The following is a 13,823-nucleotide window of genomic DNA, read 5'->3' as shown; positions in this document are numbered from 1 at the left end:
CGCCGACCCGCAGACGACGGCAACAACGGCTCCAAAATAGCCCAATCGGAATCACTCAAAACAGCAGAACGGGACATCCCCACAGCATCCCAGAACACTGACACCACGTTTAGGAGACACGCCCTAGTTCGGTCACGCGCTCGCGGCTGGAGCGGGCAACCAGCGTGTAGCCCTTCTTCTTGACTGCGGGCAGGGTGAGCACGAAGTAGATGGTGAGGATACTGACGACGATGACGCCTGTCACCCCGTCGATGATGCCCGTGCCGACGCTCAGGAGGCCACCGGCGATGCCGAGAAGCTTGCTGGGGTCGGTGAAGAAGGCGGTGACGCTCGAGAGGATGCCGTCGACGTCGATCCTCGGCCCGACGTTCGCGGTCACCCACTGGAACCAGGCCTGGTCCGGGAGGTTCTGAACGAGCGCCGTCAGCTGGCCGCCGATCACGGACACCTGCGCGGTGACGGCGGGGATGATCGCGAACACGAGTCCGATGACGGCACCGAGCACGATCACACCGTGCACCGCGGAGGCGGCCCAGCGGGGCCAGCCACGAGCCGACGTGCGCTGCAGGAGCGGGTCGAGGGCCATCGCGAGGAACAGGGGGCCAGTCGCCGTGCTCGTCGAACGGTGGGGGGCGTCGGGCTCGTGCTCATGGGCTCAGAGTACCGAACCCGACGCTCGGGGGAGGGGAGAGGGGTGTGGACTACTCCTGCCGGGCCAGCTCGTGGAGCGTCGGGTAGGTGGTGTACCCCTCGGCCGTCGAACCGTAGAGCGTCGACGGGTCGAGCTCGTTCTCGGGGTGGTCGCCCTCCCACCGCTCCACGAGGTCGGGGTTCGCGATGATCGCGCGCCCGACTGCCACGGCGTCGGCGAAGTCGCCCTCGATGAGGGTGGTCGCCTCCTCGCGGGTGGTCATGTGGCTGAAGCCGCTGTTCACGACGGAGCCGCCACCGAACCGCGTGCGGAGCTCCTGCACGAAATCACCGGTCGGGTCGGCGTGCAGAATGCTCACGAACGCGAGTCCGAGCGGAGCGAGGGCATCCATCAGCGCCTGGTAGGTGGCGCGCACGTCGTCTGCGTCGGTCTCGAGCACGTCCTGGATGTTGTGCGAGGGCGAGATGCGGATGCCGGTGCGGCTCGCACCGATCGCCTCGACCACGGCCTCGACGACCGACACGACGAAGCGGATCCGGTTCTCAGGGCTACCACCGAACTCGTCGGTGCGCTGGTTCGACGCGGGGGAGAGGAACTGGTGCAGCAGGTAGCCGTTGGCCGAGTGCAGCTCGACGCCGTCGAGGCCGGCGCGCACGGCGCGGCGGGAGGCTTGGACGAACTCGCCGCGGACGACGGCCAGTTCGTCGGTCGTGAGCTCGTGCGGCACCGGGAACGGCTTCTTGCCTTCGGGCACGTGCACGTCGCCTTCGATGGCGATAGCGCTCGGTGCGATGATGCGGGGCGTCCCGGTGATGTCGGTGTGCGACACGCGTCCGCCGTTCATCACCTGCATGACGAGCTTTCCGCCGCGCTCGTGCACGGCGTCGGCCACGCGCTTCCAGCCGGCCTCCTGCTCGTCGGTCACGATACCGGGCTGGCCGGGGTAGGAGCGAGACTCGGCGCTCGGGTACGTGCCCTCCGTGATGATCAGGCCGGCGCTCGCGCGCTGCGAGTAGTGCTCGACGTTCAGGTCGTTCGGTACGCCGGACGCACCGGAGCGGGTGCGGGTGAGCGGTGCCATCACGAGGCGATTGGCGAGGTCGATGCTGCCGAGGTTGAGCGGCGAGAAGAGATCCACGGAGGTCCTTTCGGGGGTTGCCGCCGTCTGCGGCACCACAACCCCAACGCACGGGGCGTCGACGCATTCCCCCCGTCGCGGCAGAACAGGGGATTCAGCTGGTTGCGGCCGGAGGCGCCGGTGAAGGCGAGGCTCGATTCGCTCGGTTTCATCGGGTTCTGGGCGTTCTGGGCGTTCACAGCGACCTTCTCACGTCTCACAGCGGGCGCGCGGCGGCTGGCCAAGATCCCATGGTGACGCACCGCCGCTCCGCGCGGCGCAGCGGCTCGTTTGCGATTCCGGCAAGAAGAGGCGATCTTGGTCGACTCTTCTTCGGCAAGACGATGGGGGCACGACATATGGTGAAGGGACACCCGTCACGGCAGATCGGCTGGAATGAATGAGCGCTGACACCATCGCCCTCCCCGGCATGCTCCCCTCGCGCATCCTCGCGGCGCTCGGAATCACCGAGACGCGTCTCGAGATCCTGCGGATCCTCCTCTCGCGGCCGGAGACCACCACAGCCCAGCTCATCCGGGCGACCGGTCTGTCGATGAACGGGGTGCGCGCGCACCTCCAGGCGCTCATCGGCTGCGGGCTCGTGGAGGGCCGGCGAGCCACTCACCCGCGCGGATCCGGCCCGATCACCTACTGGCGGGCTGCAGCCGACGATATCGAAGACCTGATGGATCAGCTCTGTCGCTACCTGCTGGCCTGATCGCCGCGGGTCAGCGTGTGGCCGGCCGGTCAGCGCGGGGCCATGCGGGCCAGCGCGGACGGTGCGGCGCAGCCGGGTCAGCGTGGGGCCATGCGGATGGCGCCGTCGAGCCGGATCGTCTCTCCGTTGAGGTATTCGCTGTCGGCTATCGTCAGCACGAGGTCCGCGAACTCAGCGGGTCGCGCGAGCCGGGCGGGGAACGGCACCGACTTCGCGAGCGACTCGTTCACCGCTGGGCCGAGCGCCGCGAGCATCGGAGTGTCGACGATGCCGGGAGCGATGGTGACGACGCGGATGCCGCTCGAGGCCAGATCCCTCGCCGCGGCGATCGTCATCGCGACCACCCCACCCTTCGAGGCGGCATAGGCGATCTGGCCGATCTGCCCCTCGAACGCCGCAACGGATGCCGTGTTGACGACGACGCCGCGCGCCCCGAACTCGTCGTAGGATTCGTCGCCGGCCATCTTCGCGGCGGCGAGCCTCATGACATTGAACGTTCCGACGAGGTTGATGTCGATCGTCTTCTGGAACAGGGCGAGGTCGTGCACGCCCGACTTCGAGAGGATGCGGCGGGCCGGCCCGATGCCGGCGCAGTTCACCACGACCCGCAAGGGGCCGTCGATGCCGTCGATCGCCTGCTGCACCTGATGCTCGTCGGTGATGTCGGCCGCCACGAACCGCACGTTCGCGGGCAGCGTCGCCTTCTCCAGGGCGGCCGCCAGATCGACGCCCGTGACGGTCATGCCCTTCTCGGCCAGGGCCAGGGCCGTTGCCGCACCCAACCCGGAGGCCGCGCCTGTCACGAGAGCGTGTGCGCCGGTGAATTCCATGTTTTGTCTCCTTGGTGTTTCGTCGAGACGGTGTCTCGTGTGGCCGTACAGGTCTCAGCTGGGTGTGCGGAGCCTCAGCGTGCTGTGACTTTCCCGAAGAGCGACGCGATCGGTGCGATGACCAGCGGCCGGGCCGCGATCCAGGTCGCCACCATCACGACGAGCGAGGCGAAGAAGATCCCGAAGCCGATCCAGTTGACCTCATCGCTCGAGCCGTACATGTGGTTCAGGTTGCGGAGTGCGCCCGTGGCGAAGACCAGGGCGACATGCACGATGATGAAGCCGACGAAGAACAGCATCACCGGGAAGTGGATGGCCCGGGCCACCTCGATCGGGTAGGCGGCGTTCAGGCGCGTGGTGCGCTTCGGCCAGATTCCCGACATCCGCACCCCGGTGAGGGCCGCGAGCGGGGCGGCGACGAAGACGACGATGAAGTACATCAGCTGTTGCAGGCTGTTGTAGGTGACCCAGCCGTTGTCGGTCGGCCATTCCAGCGTGAGGTAGTGGATGAGCGCGGAGACGGCATTCGGAAAGACCGCCCAGCTGGAGGGCACCAGCCTCAGCCAGTGACCGGTCGCGAAGATCAGCACGACGAACACCACACCGTTCAGAAGCCACAGCACATCAAGGGCCTGGTGGAACCAGAGGTTGAGGCTGATCCTTCGCTTCGTCTTCGCCCAGCGCGCTGTCCAGAAGGCGCTCGGCCGCTTCTCGGTGCGCACCTGCCAGCCCGAACGGATGATCAGCACGATGAAGAACGCATTCAGGAAGTGCTGCCAGCCGATCCAGGCGGGGAAGCCGGATTCGACGGTGTCGGGCAGCGGGTACTCGCCCGGGTAGGTCTGCAGGAAGTCCTGAACGACGCGGTAGGTCGTGAGGCCGCGCACAGCCAGCACGGCGACCGCGGCCACGAGGAGCAGGGCGAGTGAGCCGAGCACGACCTGCGTGGGTCGCGGCAGGTGCCGCAGCCGGGCGATTCCTGTGGTGGCGCCGGCTGGCGTGGGTGCTGCCGCGCTGGTGCTGGGTGCGGGGCTGGTGCTGGGTGCGGATGCAGCTCTGGTCGAGATGATGATGGGGGACCGCGCACGCGGGGCAGCGGTGCGGGCCGCGTTCGGCGCGCGGGTCGGCGCGGGTGCGGCAGGCCTCTCGCGCGCGGCATCCCGCTCGGGTGCGGCAGTCCGTTCGGGGGTCGTGGGCCGCTCGGGCACGGGAGCTGGCTTGGCGGGAGCGGATGCCGCTTCTGAACCCGCTGCGGCGGCCACCGCCGACGCAGCGACAGCGGGGCCGGTCGGGCCCGTCCCGGCCGACGCCGGTGGCCACGGTTCGGCCCCGGCAACCCGGGGGAGGCCGCGACGGTGAGAGCCCGACGGGGTGCCCACTGCGGGACGTGCTGCCGCCGGAGAACCCTCCGCCGGCGGCAGCGCTGTCACCGGTGCCGCTGTTGCTGCTGCCGCCGCCGCTGTTGTGGCCGCGGTCGTGGCGGCGGGGGCGCCAGTCATCGCGTCGATCGTGGGCGCCGGCAGCGCATCGTCGTCGGCCGGCGGCCACGGTTCCCCGCGGGCCACGCGTGGCAGGCCACGCCGGAGTGGCGCGGCTTCCCCCCGCACAGTGCCAGCCACTACTGCTTCTTCTTCTCGAGGGCCGCGATCAGCTGGGGGACCACCGTGAAGAGGTCGCCCACCACCCCGAAGTCGGCGATGTCGAAGATCGGGGCGTTGCTATCTGTGTTGATCGCCACGATGGTCTTCGCCGTCTGCATGCCCGCCCGGTGCTGGATGGCGCCCGAGATGCCGAGCGCGATGTAGAGCTGGGGCGCCACCGACACTCCGGTCTGGCCCACCTGGAAGCTCTGCGGCACGTAGCCCGCGTCCACCGCCGCCCGCGACGCACCCACGGCGGCACCGAGGGTGTCGGCGAGTTCGTCGACGAGCGCGAACTTCTCCCGCGAACCGAGCCCGCGGCCGCCCGAGACCACCGTGGTAGCCCCACGGAGCTCCGGGCGGGTCGACTTCTCGGTGGTCTGTGTGAACGTCTCGATGGTGGCGACGGGAGTCGTCGAGGCCTCGACCTCGAGGGTCTCGGGCCGGGCATCCGTCGCCGCTGCCCTCTGCTCGATCGAACCCTGCCGGATCGTCACGACGGGGGCGCCGAAGGTGGCGGCCGAGTCGACGGTGTACGTTCCGCCGTAGACGGAGTGGTGGATGACCACGCCCTCATCGTCGCGGGAGATGCCGACGGCGTCGACGCAGATGGCCGAGTGGCTGCGGGCCGCGAATCGGCCGGCGACCTCGCGACCCTCGATCGAGTTGGAGATGAGCACCGCTCCCGGGCGGACGGCCTCGACCGCGGCCTGGAGCGCAGCGACGGTGGGTGTCGCGACCTCGGTGAGTACCTGTGCACTCTCCACGACCAGCACGCGGGCGGCACCGAGCTCGGCAGCGGCGCGCGCTGCGGCCGCCCCGGTGCCGGGTGCCACGACGATCAGCGCCACGGGAGTGCCGATTCCCGAGGCGGCTCCCAGCAGCCCGGCCGCACTCTTCAGCGGTTCACCGTCGGGTGTGGTGTCGACCAGCACGAGGATCGGTTCGCGCATTCTGTCGGTCATTCTCAGTTCCTCGGTCATCTTCTCCTCCTCGGCCATCTCCCGCCCCTCTCAGACGAGCTTGTTCAGGAGGAGGAAGTCCGCGAGCTGCTGCCCACCATCACCCTCGTCGACGATCTTCGTTCCCGCGGTGCGTGGCGGTTTGCGCCCGACGCTCAGCATGATCGACCGGGGGACGCTCTGGTCGGCGGGATCGATCCCCAGGTCTGCAGCACTCAGCGAGACCACGGGCTTCTTCTTGGCCGCCATGATGCCCTTGAAGTTCGGGTACCGGGCTTCGGGCAGGCTCTCGGTGATGGCGACTACCGCCGGCAGGGCTGCGCGGAGTGCCATGGTTCCCGCGTCGGTGAGCCGCACGCCGGTGATTTCGGTCTCGGAGATCTCCACGCTCGAGAGCGAGCCGGCCAGGGGGACCCCGAGGTGCTCGGCGATCATCGAGGGCAGAACCCCGCCGGATCCGTCGGTCGAGAGATTTCCCGTGATGACGAGGTCGTAGCCGGTCTGCGTGATCGCGGCGGCGAGGATCTCGGCGGTGAGCCCGAGGTCGGCACCGGCGAGGGTCTCGTCGGCGATGTGCACGACGCTGGTCGCGCCCATGGCGAGCCCCTTGCGGAGGGTTGTCGACGCCGACTCCGGCGCCATGGTGAGTATGACGACCTCGGTGTCGGGATGTGCATCCCGGTAGGTCAGCGCGACCTCGAGCGAGCGTTCGCCGATCTCGTCGAGCACCGCTTCGCTCGCGGCACGGTCGGCCAGACCCGTCTCTGCATCGAGCGTCCGATCGCCGTAGGTGTCGGGCACTTCCTTGACGAGAACGATGATCTTCACTGGTTCAGCTCCTTGGCTTCTGATTCTGTCGAACACGTCGTTGCGGCCACAAGGTGACGGTCACGTCAGCAAGGTGTTCCACCCATATTGTCACCTGTACCGATGATCTACCAGCACGCCCTAGTTTATTGGTGCACGTCCTTGTAGAGTCGGGGAGAGCGCAGGCATCGAGGCAGGCGAGACGAGAGGGATTGTCCATGGTTCGCGAAATGACCCTGCTCGCCGACGCCCCGGCACCGGATGACCTGACCGACGACCAGCGCGACATCATCGATACCGTGCGCCACTTCGCCCAGGAGGCCCTCGCGCCGCATGCGGTGGAGTGGGACCAGTCAAAACACTTCCCCATCGACGTGCTGCAGCAGGCCGGCGAGCTCGGGCTCGGCGGTGTGTACGTCCGTGAAGATGTGGGAGGCTCGGCGCTCAGTCGGCTCGATGCCGTGCTGATCTTCGAGGAGCTCGCGCAGGGCGACACCACGATCGCCGCCTACATCTCGATCCACAACATGGTGGCGTGGATGATCGACACCTACGGCAGCGACGCGATCCGCCAGCAGTGGCTGCCGGGCCTCTCGGCCCTCGAACTGCGGGGCAGCTACTGCCTCACCGAGGCGGGTGCGGGTTCGGATGCCGCGGCCCTCCGCACCACGGCCGTCGTCGACGGCGACGACTTCGTGCTGAACGGTGAGAAGCTCTTCATCTCGGGTGCCGGATCCTCTGCTGTCTACGTCGTGATGGCACGCACGGGGGGCCCCGGTCCCAAGGGCATCAGCGCCATCGTCGTGCCGGCCGACACCCCCGGCCTCACCTTCGGCGCGAATGAGAAGAAGATGGGCTGGAACGCGCAGCCCACGGCGGCCGTCTGGTTCGACAACGTGCGGGTTCCGAGATCCAACCTGCTCGGCGAAGTGGGTGGCGGGTTCACCATTGCCATGAAGGGGCTGAACGGCGGGCGACTGAACATCGCGGCGTGCTCCCTCGGCGGTGCGCAGTGGGCGTACGACAGGGCCGTGGCCCACGTGAAGGAACGCCAGACCTTCGGACATCCGCTCTCCGACCAGCAGGCGCTCGTGTTCCGGCTGGCCGACATGCGGATCCAGCTCGAGGCGGCCCGCGGGCTGCTGCGCCGCGCGGCCCGGGCGCTCGATGCGGGGGCGCCCGACAGGGTGGAGCTCTGCGCCATGGCGAAGAAGTTCGGAACCGATGTCGCGTTCACTGTTGCGAACGAGGCTCTGCAGTTGCACGGTGGATACGGGTACCTCGCCGAGTACGGCCTCGAGAAGGTCGTGCGCGACCTGCGGGTGCACCAGATCCTGGAGGGCACGAACGAGATCATGAGCCTCATCGTCGGACGATCGATCATCGCGGGCGCCGTATGACGGCTGCCGATTCCGGGCCCTCCGTCGCCGGGCCCTCCGTCGCCGGGCCCTCCGTCGCCGGGTCCACTCTCGCCGAGCCCGAGGTCTCGGAACCTGAGGTCGTGTTCGCCCTGCGGGGGCAGCTCGGCGAGATCGCCCTCAATCGGCCCCGCGCCATCAACGCGCTGACCCACGGCATGGTCACGCTCATCCGGAGGCAGCTCGACGAGTGGGCGGCGGCTCCGGATGTCGCCACCGTCGTGCTGGTCGGCCGGGGTGAGCGCGGGCTCTGCGCGGGAGGCGACATCGTCTCGCTCTACAACGACGCGACGACTGGCGACGGGCGCGCCTCCCTGGCCTTCTGGGCCGACGAATACGCCCTGAACGCAGCCATCGCCCGGTTTCCGAAGCCCTACGTGGCCCTCATGGACGGCATCGTGCTGGGCGGCGGCATCGGCCTCTCGGCCCACGGGTCGCACCGCATTGTGACCGAGCGTTCGAAGCTCGGGCTGCCCGAGACGGGTATCGGGTTCATCCCGGACGTCGGGGCGACCTGGCTGCTGTCGCGCGCCCCCGGCCGGCTCGGCACCCACCTCGCCCTCACGGCCGGAACGGTGCGGGCGGGCGACGCGATCGAGGTCGGGCTGGCCGACAGCTACGTGCCGAGCGAACGGTTGCCCGACTTGCTGGTCGCCCTCGAGACGACCGACGCGGATGCCGCGATCGCTCTGTTCTCGGTGACGCCACCCGACTCGGAACTCGCGGCCGACCGCGGTTGGATCGACGCGGCCTATGCGGCAGACACCGTTCCGGGCATCCTGGCGCGGCTTCGCGCGGATCCCTCGAACGAGAAGGCCCTCGCCACCGCTTCGACCATCGAGAGGAAGTCGCCCATCGCGGTCGCCGTCTCGCTCGAGTCGCTCGACCGGGCGGCCGCGCTGCCCGACCTCGAATCCGCGCTGGAGCAGGAGTTCCGCGTCTCGGCGAACGCCCTCACGTCGCACGACTTCGCGGAGGGCGTGCGCGCCCAGGTCATCGACAAGGACCGGAATCCGCAGTGGGAGCCCCGCTCGGCGAGCGAGGTCAGCCAGGCGCAGATCGACGCCTACTTCGCCGCTGCCACCTGGCCGGAACCTGTCGACGGATCAGAACCCCCCAACTGACCGGCACCCCTCAACTGACCGGAACCACAAGGAGAGACATGCGCATCGCATTCATCGGGCTCGGGCACATGGGCGGACCCATGGCCATCAATCTCGCGCAGGGAGGCCACGATGTCGTGGGCTTCGACCTCGTGCAGGCGGCCACCGAACCCGCTCGCGGGGCGGGTGTGATCATCGCGGAGTCAGCAGCCGAAGCCGTCGCTGGCGCCGAGGTCGTGATCACGATGCTGCCGGCCGGGCGCCACGTGCTCTCGGCCTACGCGGGCACCACCGAGGCGCCGGGCCTGCTCGCCAGTGCCGCACCCGGAACCCTCTTCATCGACTCGTCGACCATCGCAGTGGACGACGCCCGCCAGGCGCACGATCTCGCGCTCGCGGCAGGCCACCGGGCGATGGATGCGCCGGTCTCCGGCGGCACGGTGGGAGCCGAGGCCGGAACGCTGGCGTTCATGGTCGGCGGCTCACACGAGGACTTCGCCGTGGCCGAGCCGATCCTCGCCATCATGGGCGCGCGCATCGTGCACTGCGGCGGAACGGGACTCGGCCAGGCTGCGAAGGTCTGCAACAACCTGATCCTCGGCATCACGATGATCGGGGTGAGCGAGGCCTTCGTGCTCGGCGAGAAGCTCGGGCTCACGAACCGGGCGCTGTTCGACGTGGCATCCAATGCCAGCGGGCAGTGCTGGGCGCTCACCACGAACTGCCCCGTGCCCGGCCCCGTGCCTTCGAGCCCCGCCAACCGTGACTACCGGCCCGGTTTCGCCGGAGCGCTGATGGCGAAAGACCTCGGCCTGGCCGAGCAGGCCATCACCTCGACGGGCGTCCACGCCGAGATCGGTCTGCTCGCCGCCGCGATCTACCGTCGGTTCGCCGACGGGGCGGGTGCCGGCCTCGACTTCTCTGGCATCATCGACGACATCCGCGTTACCAGTGAAGAGGGAGTGGCAGCATGACCGACTACGAGAACATCCTCGTCGAGCGCCGGGGGCGCGTCGGCCTGATCACGCTGAACCGGCCGAAGGCGCTCAATGCGCTCAACGCCGCACTGATGCGGGACGTTGTCGCCGCAGCAGAGGAGTTCGACGCCGACCGCGGCATCGGCGCGATCGTGCTCACCGGCTCCGACAGGGCCTTCGCCGCGGGCGCCGACATCAAGGAGATGGCGACCCTCAGCTACCAGGAGGTCTACCTTGACGGACTGTTCTCGGGCTGGGCCGCCTTCACCGAGGTGCGCACGCCGATCATCGCCGCGGTTGCGGGCTATGCCCTCGGCGGCGGCTGTGAGCTGGCGATGATGTGCGACATCCTGATCGCCGCCGACACCGCGACGTTCGGTCAGCCGGAGATCAACCTGGGTGTGATCCCGGGTATGGGCGGCACGCAGCGCCTCACCCGCGCGATCGGCAAGGCCAAGGCGATGGACCTCATCCTGACCGGTCGCACGATGGGCGCGGAAGAGGCGGAGCGCTCGGGCCTCGTGGCACGGATCGTTCCCGCGGCCGAGCTGCTCGACACGGCTCTGGAGGTCGCGACCACGATCGCGTCGAAGTCGCTCCCGGTCGCCTACGCGGCGAAGGAGTCGGTGCAGGTGGCGTTCGAGTCGACTCTCGCCGAGGGCCTCCGCTTCGAGAAGCGCGCCTTCCAGGCCCTGTTCGCGCTCGCGGACCAGCGCGAGGGCATGGCGGCCTTCACCGAGAAGCGGGATCCGGTCTTCGTCAACGGCTGAGCCGCCCGCGTCGCCCCACCTTCATCGCGGGGGCAGTTCGGGCCCGAGAACCGCAGGGTTCAGGGCCCGAACTGCCCCCGCGATTGTGCGCGGGCGGCGCGCACGGGGTGCGGGGCAGGTCAGAGGGGGTCGGGGATGGTGGGTGGGTCGCCGAAGTCGCCCGATTCGCGCCGGAAGCGGGCGAGGATGCCCACCAGGCTCGACAGCTCCTCGTCGGGAAAACCCGGCTGCGAGAACACGCTCGCGTTGAGCGCCTCCGTGGCGCGGTCGGCGAGGTCCCGGCCGGCCGGCGTGAGCTGCAGCAGTGTCGCGCGTCCGTCGGTCGGGTGGGCCGAACGCTCGACGAGCTGATCGCGCTGCAGCCGGTCGACGGTGTTCGAGACGCTCGTCGGATGCACCTGCAGTCGTGCCGTCGCGCTCGACATCGGCAGCGTGCCCCCGCGCGAGAAGGCGAGCAGCCGCAGCAGTTCGAATCGGGCGAACGAGAGCCCGAACGGTTTCAGCGCGCCCTCGACCCGCGCGAGCACCAACTGCTGTGCGCGCATGATCGAGGTGACCGCGGCCATGCCCCCCGCAGCATCCGACCAGCCGTGGTCGAGCCACTGGCGCTTCGCTTCTGCGATCGGGTCGATCGGCAGAGGTGACGGGACGGGCACGCAGTCTTCCCTTCGGCGGCGGTGTCCCCAAATCCTACCGCCCCCCACTTCGGCGCCCCTCGTATCGCCCCCGCTCCTGAGCCGCCGGAGGGACGCATATCGCGCCACGGGCTGGGGGGGTGGGACGATTTGGGACCCTTCGGGGCCGCGGGCGGGGGCCGAGGGAGGGGCGGGGCCGAGAGAGGGGGGCCGAGGAAGAGGGGGGAGCAGGCGGGTCAGAGGGACTGGAGGATGACCGCGGAACCCTGCCCGCCGCCGCCGCAGATACCGGTGGCGCCGAGCGAGCCGGGCCCCTCGGCCTCGAGGCGGCGCGCGAGATGGCCGACGATGCGGGCACCGGATGCACCGATCGGGTGTCCGAGCGCGATGGCACCGCCGTGGGCGTTGACGATGGCCGGATCCACCCCGAGCTGGCGCGTCGAGTGCACCGCGACCGCGGCGAACGCCTCGTTGATCTCGATCGCCCTCAGGTCGGAGACGCTGTGGGTGGTCTTGGCGAGGGCCGCCAGGATGGCGTTCGCCGGCTGGGCGTGCAGCGAGACATCCGGACCCGCGACGAAGGCGTGCGCGAGCACCCGGGCGATGGCGTGGATGCCCCGGGCCGCCGCCGCCTCTTCGCTCATCAGCACGACGGCGGCCGCACCATCCGTGATCTGCGACGAATTGCCGGCCGTGATGGTGCCGTCGGGGCTGAACGCGGGGCGGAGCCCGCCGAGCGACTCGGTTGTGGTGTCGGCGCGCAGGCCGTCGTCGGCTGAGACGACGGTAGGGCCCTTCCGCCCTGGCACGCTGAACGGCTCGATCTCGCCGGCCAGGAACTCGCTCGACGCGGCCAGTCGCTGGTGCGAGGAGGCGGCCCACTCGTCCTGGTCGGCGCGGCTCAGGGTGAGCCCGGCGTTCCGTTCCTCGGTCGAGGCGCCCATCGAGCGGTGTTCGAACGCATCGGTGAGGCCGTCGTGATCCATCGTGTCGATGAGCTCGATCGCCCCGTAGCGCTGCCCGGCACGGGATCCCGACCACGCATGCGGGGCCAGGGTCATCGACTCCTGGCCGACGGCCACGACGATGTCGGCCTCGCCCGCATCGATCAGTCGCACGCCCGACACGATGGCCTCGGTGCCGGAGAGGCACACGGCATTCAGGGTGATGGCGGGCACGGAGAACGGGATGCCCGCGCCGACCGCCGACTGCCGGCCGGGGTTCTGGCCGGAAGCACCCTGGAGCACCTGGCCGGCGTAGACGATGTCGACGTCGTCCCCGGTGAGACCGGCGCGGCTGAGGGCGGCGCGGATGGCGGCTGCTCCGAGCTCGGTGGCCGGAACGGTGGCGAAGCGGCCGTTGAACTTCACGAACGGGGTGCGGGCGTAGCCCACGATGACGGTGCTCATGCGGGGATTCCTTCGGTGCGGGGTGCTTGGGGTGTGGTTGCGGTGGAAGTGGTTGCGCCGCGGGCGGGTGCGCCTCTGACGGTGGTGTGGGTGGTTGCTGCGCCAGTGGCGGTCGCCGCGGCGACGGATGAATCGAGCGCGACGGTGAACGTCGCGCCGGTCTTCGCGCGCACATCGTCGACGCTCACGCCGGGAGCGGTCGCGCGCAGCACCAGCGCCCTGTTCTCGATGTCGAAGACCGCGAGATCGCTGATGATCCGGTCGACCACCCCGGCGCCGGTGAGCGGCAGGTCGCACTCGGCCACGATCTTCGTGGTGCCGTCTTTCGAGACGTGATCGGTGACCACGACCACGCGGGGGGTGCCGGCGACCAGGTCCATCGCGCCGCCCATGCCCTTCACGAGTCTGCCGGGGATGGTCCAGTTGGCGAGGTCACCGTTGCCCGCGACCTGCAGGGCGCCGAGGATCGCGATCGCGACATGGCCGCCCCGGATCATTCCGAAGCTGGTGGCCGAATCGAAGTAGCTGCCGCCGGGCAGCAGGGTCACGGTCTGCTTGCCCGCGTTGATGAGGTCGGCGTCCTCCTCTCCCTCGAAGGGGAACGGGCCCATGCCGAGCAGGCCGTTCTCGCTCTGCAGGGTGACGTGCACCCCGTCGGGCAGATGGTTGGCGACAAGGGTCGGGATGCCGATCCCGAGGTTCACGTACTCTCCGTCGTGGAGTTCTGAGGCTGCGATGGCGGCCATCTCGTCGCGGGTCCAGGGCATGGTGTTCTCCTTCGTTTC

Annotated in this window: 13 protein-coding genes and 1 pseudogene; 5 read left to right on the top strand and 9 right to left on the bottom strand. The window is 69.5% G+C overall.

Annotated elements, in window-relative coordinates; genetic code table 11:
* Positions 1–109: 109 nt before the first annotated feature.
* Together B7R22_RS16660 and B7R22_RS16655 are read right to left on the bottom strand one after the other, a co-directional pair.
* A complete protein-coding gene (locus B7R22_RS16660) occupies positions 110–586 on the bottom strand; it encodes an AI-2E family transporter (RefSeq protein ID WP_116412806.1) in 477 nt (158 codons plus the stop codon).
* A 115-nt stretch (positions 587–701) separates the two neighbouring features.
* Complete coding sequence (locus B7R22_RS16655) at positions 702–1,790, bottom strand: alkene reductase (protein WP_116412805.1); 1,089 nt, start codon at positions 1,788–1,790, stop codon at positions 702–704.
* Positions 1,791–2,169: 379 nt separating this feature from the next.
* On the opposite strand from B7R22_RS16655, the gene B7R22_RS16650 reads away from it, so the two are divergent.
* Positions 2,170–2,487 carry an ArsR/SmtB family transcription factor gene (locus B7R22_RS16650; protein ID WP_116412804.1) on the top strand — a complete coding sequence of 106 codons (318 nt, stop codon included), beginning with the start codon at positions 2,170–2,172 and terminating at the stop codon, positions 2,485–2,487.
* Between the two features lie 77 nt (positions 2,488–2,564).
* Here B7R22_RS16650 and B7R22_RS16645 read toward each other — a convergent pair whose 3' ends face one another.
* The 4 genes from B7R22_RS16645 to B7R22_RS16630 all read right to left on the bottom strand — a co-directional run bounded on the left by B7R22_RS16645 (position 2,565) and on the right by B7R22_RS16630 (position 6,747).
* On the bottom strand, positions 2,565–3,317 hold the full coding sequence (locus B7R22_RS16645) for an SDR family NAD(P)-dependent oxidoreductase (RefSeq protein ID WP_116412803.1): 753 nt from the start codon (positions 3,315–3,317) through the stop codon (positions 2,565–2,567).
* Between the two features lie 74 nt (positions 3,318–3,391).
* A complete protein-coding gene (locus tag B7R22_RS16640) occupies positions 3,392–4,882 on the bottom strand; it encodes a cytochrome b/b6 domain-containing protein (RefSeq protein WP_253259143.1) in 1,491 nt (496 codons plus the stop codon).
* Between the two features lie 53 nt (positions 4,883–4,935).
* Positions 4,936–5,922 carry an electron transfer flavoprotein subunit alpha/FixB family protein gene (locus B7R22_RS16635; RefSeq protein ID WP_116412823.1) on the bottom strand — a complete coding sequence of 329 codons (987 nt, stop codon included), beginning with the start codon at positions 5,920–5,922 and terminating at the stop codon, positions 4,936–4,938.
* A gap of 48 nt (positions 5,923–5,970) precedes the next feature.
* On the bottom strand, positions 5,971–6,747 hold the full coding sequence (locus B7R22_RS16630) for an electron transfer flavoprotein subunit beta/FixA family protein (protein ID WP_116412802.1): 777 nt from the start codon (positions 6,745–6,747) through the stop codon (positions 5,971–5,973).
* A 197-nt stretch (positions 6,748–6,944) separates the two neighbouring features.
* On the opposite strand from B7R22_RS16630, the gene B7R22_RS16625 reads away from it, so the two are divergent.
* From B7R22_RS16625 to B7R22_RS16610, 4 genes are read left to right on the top strand one after another with little or no spacing between them, the layout of a single operon-like run.
* Positions 6,945–8,126, top strand: a complete 1,182-nt coding sequence (locus B7R22_RS16625; RefSeq protein WP_253259142.1) for an acyl-CoA dehydrogenase family protein — start codon at positions 6,945–6,947, stop codon at positions 8,124–8,126.
* Positions 8,123–9,268, top strand: a complete 1,146-nt coding sequence (locus tag B7R22_RS16620) for an enoyl-CoA hydratase/isomerase family protein (protein ID WP_116412801.1) — start codon at positions 8,123–8,125, stop codon at positions 9,266–9,268. Before B7R22_RS16625 ends, B7R22_RS16620 begins: the two co-directional genes overlap by 4 nt.
* 38 nt (positions 9,269–9,306) lie before the next feature.
* The gene (gene mmsB / locus B7R22_RS16615) at positions 9,307–10,221 is read left to right on the top strand and encodes a 3-hydroxyisobutyrate dehydrogenase (RefSeq protein WP_116412800.1); all 915 of its coding nucleotides are present in this window, start codon (positions 9,307–9,309) and stop codon (positions 10,219–10,221) included.
* On the top strand, positions 10,218–10,994 hold the full coding sequence (locus B7R22_RS16610) for an enoyl-CoA hydratase (protein ID WP_116412799.1): 777 nt from the start codon (positions 10,218–10,220) through the stop codon (positions 10,992–10,994). Before mmsB ends, B7R22_RS16610 begins: the two co-directional genes overlap by 4 nt.
* A gap of 119 nt (positions 10,995–11,113) precedes the next feature.
* Here B7R22_RS16610 and B7R22_RS16605 read toward each other — a convergent pair whose 3' ends face one another.
* The 3 genes and pseudogenes from B7R22_RS16605 to B7R22_RS16595 form a co-directional block, all read right to left on the bottom strand.
* Positions 11,114–11,650 carry a MarR family winged helix-turn-helix transcriptional regulator gene (locus B7R22_RS16605; RefSeq protein ID WP_116412798.1) on the bottom strand — a complete coding sequence of 179 codons (537 nt, stop codon included), beginning with the start codon at positions 11,648–11,650 and terminating at the stop codon, positions 11,114–11,116.
* Positions 11,651–11,865: 215 nt separating this feature from the next.
* A complete protein-coding gene (locus B7R22_RS16600) occupies positions 11,866–13,038 on the bottom strand; it encodes an acetyl-CoA C-acyltransferase (RefSeq protein WP_116412797.1) in 1,173 nt (390 codons plus the stop codon).
* Between the two features lie 113 nt (positions 13,039–13,151).
* Positions 13,152–13,805 (bottom strand): annotated as a pseudogene (locus B7R22_RS16595) (CoA transferase subunit B); the annotation flags it as partial.
* Between the last annotated feature and the right edge of the window lie 18 nt (positions 13,806–13,823).

Source organism: Subtercola boreus (assembly GCF_003399635.1).
In the GTDB taxonomy this organism is placed as follows: domain Bacteria; phylum Actinomycetota; class Actinomycetes; order Actinomycetales; family Microbacteriaceae; genus Subtercola; species Subtercola boreus_B.
This window is presented reverse-complemented; position numbering and strand designations above follow the sequence as displayed.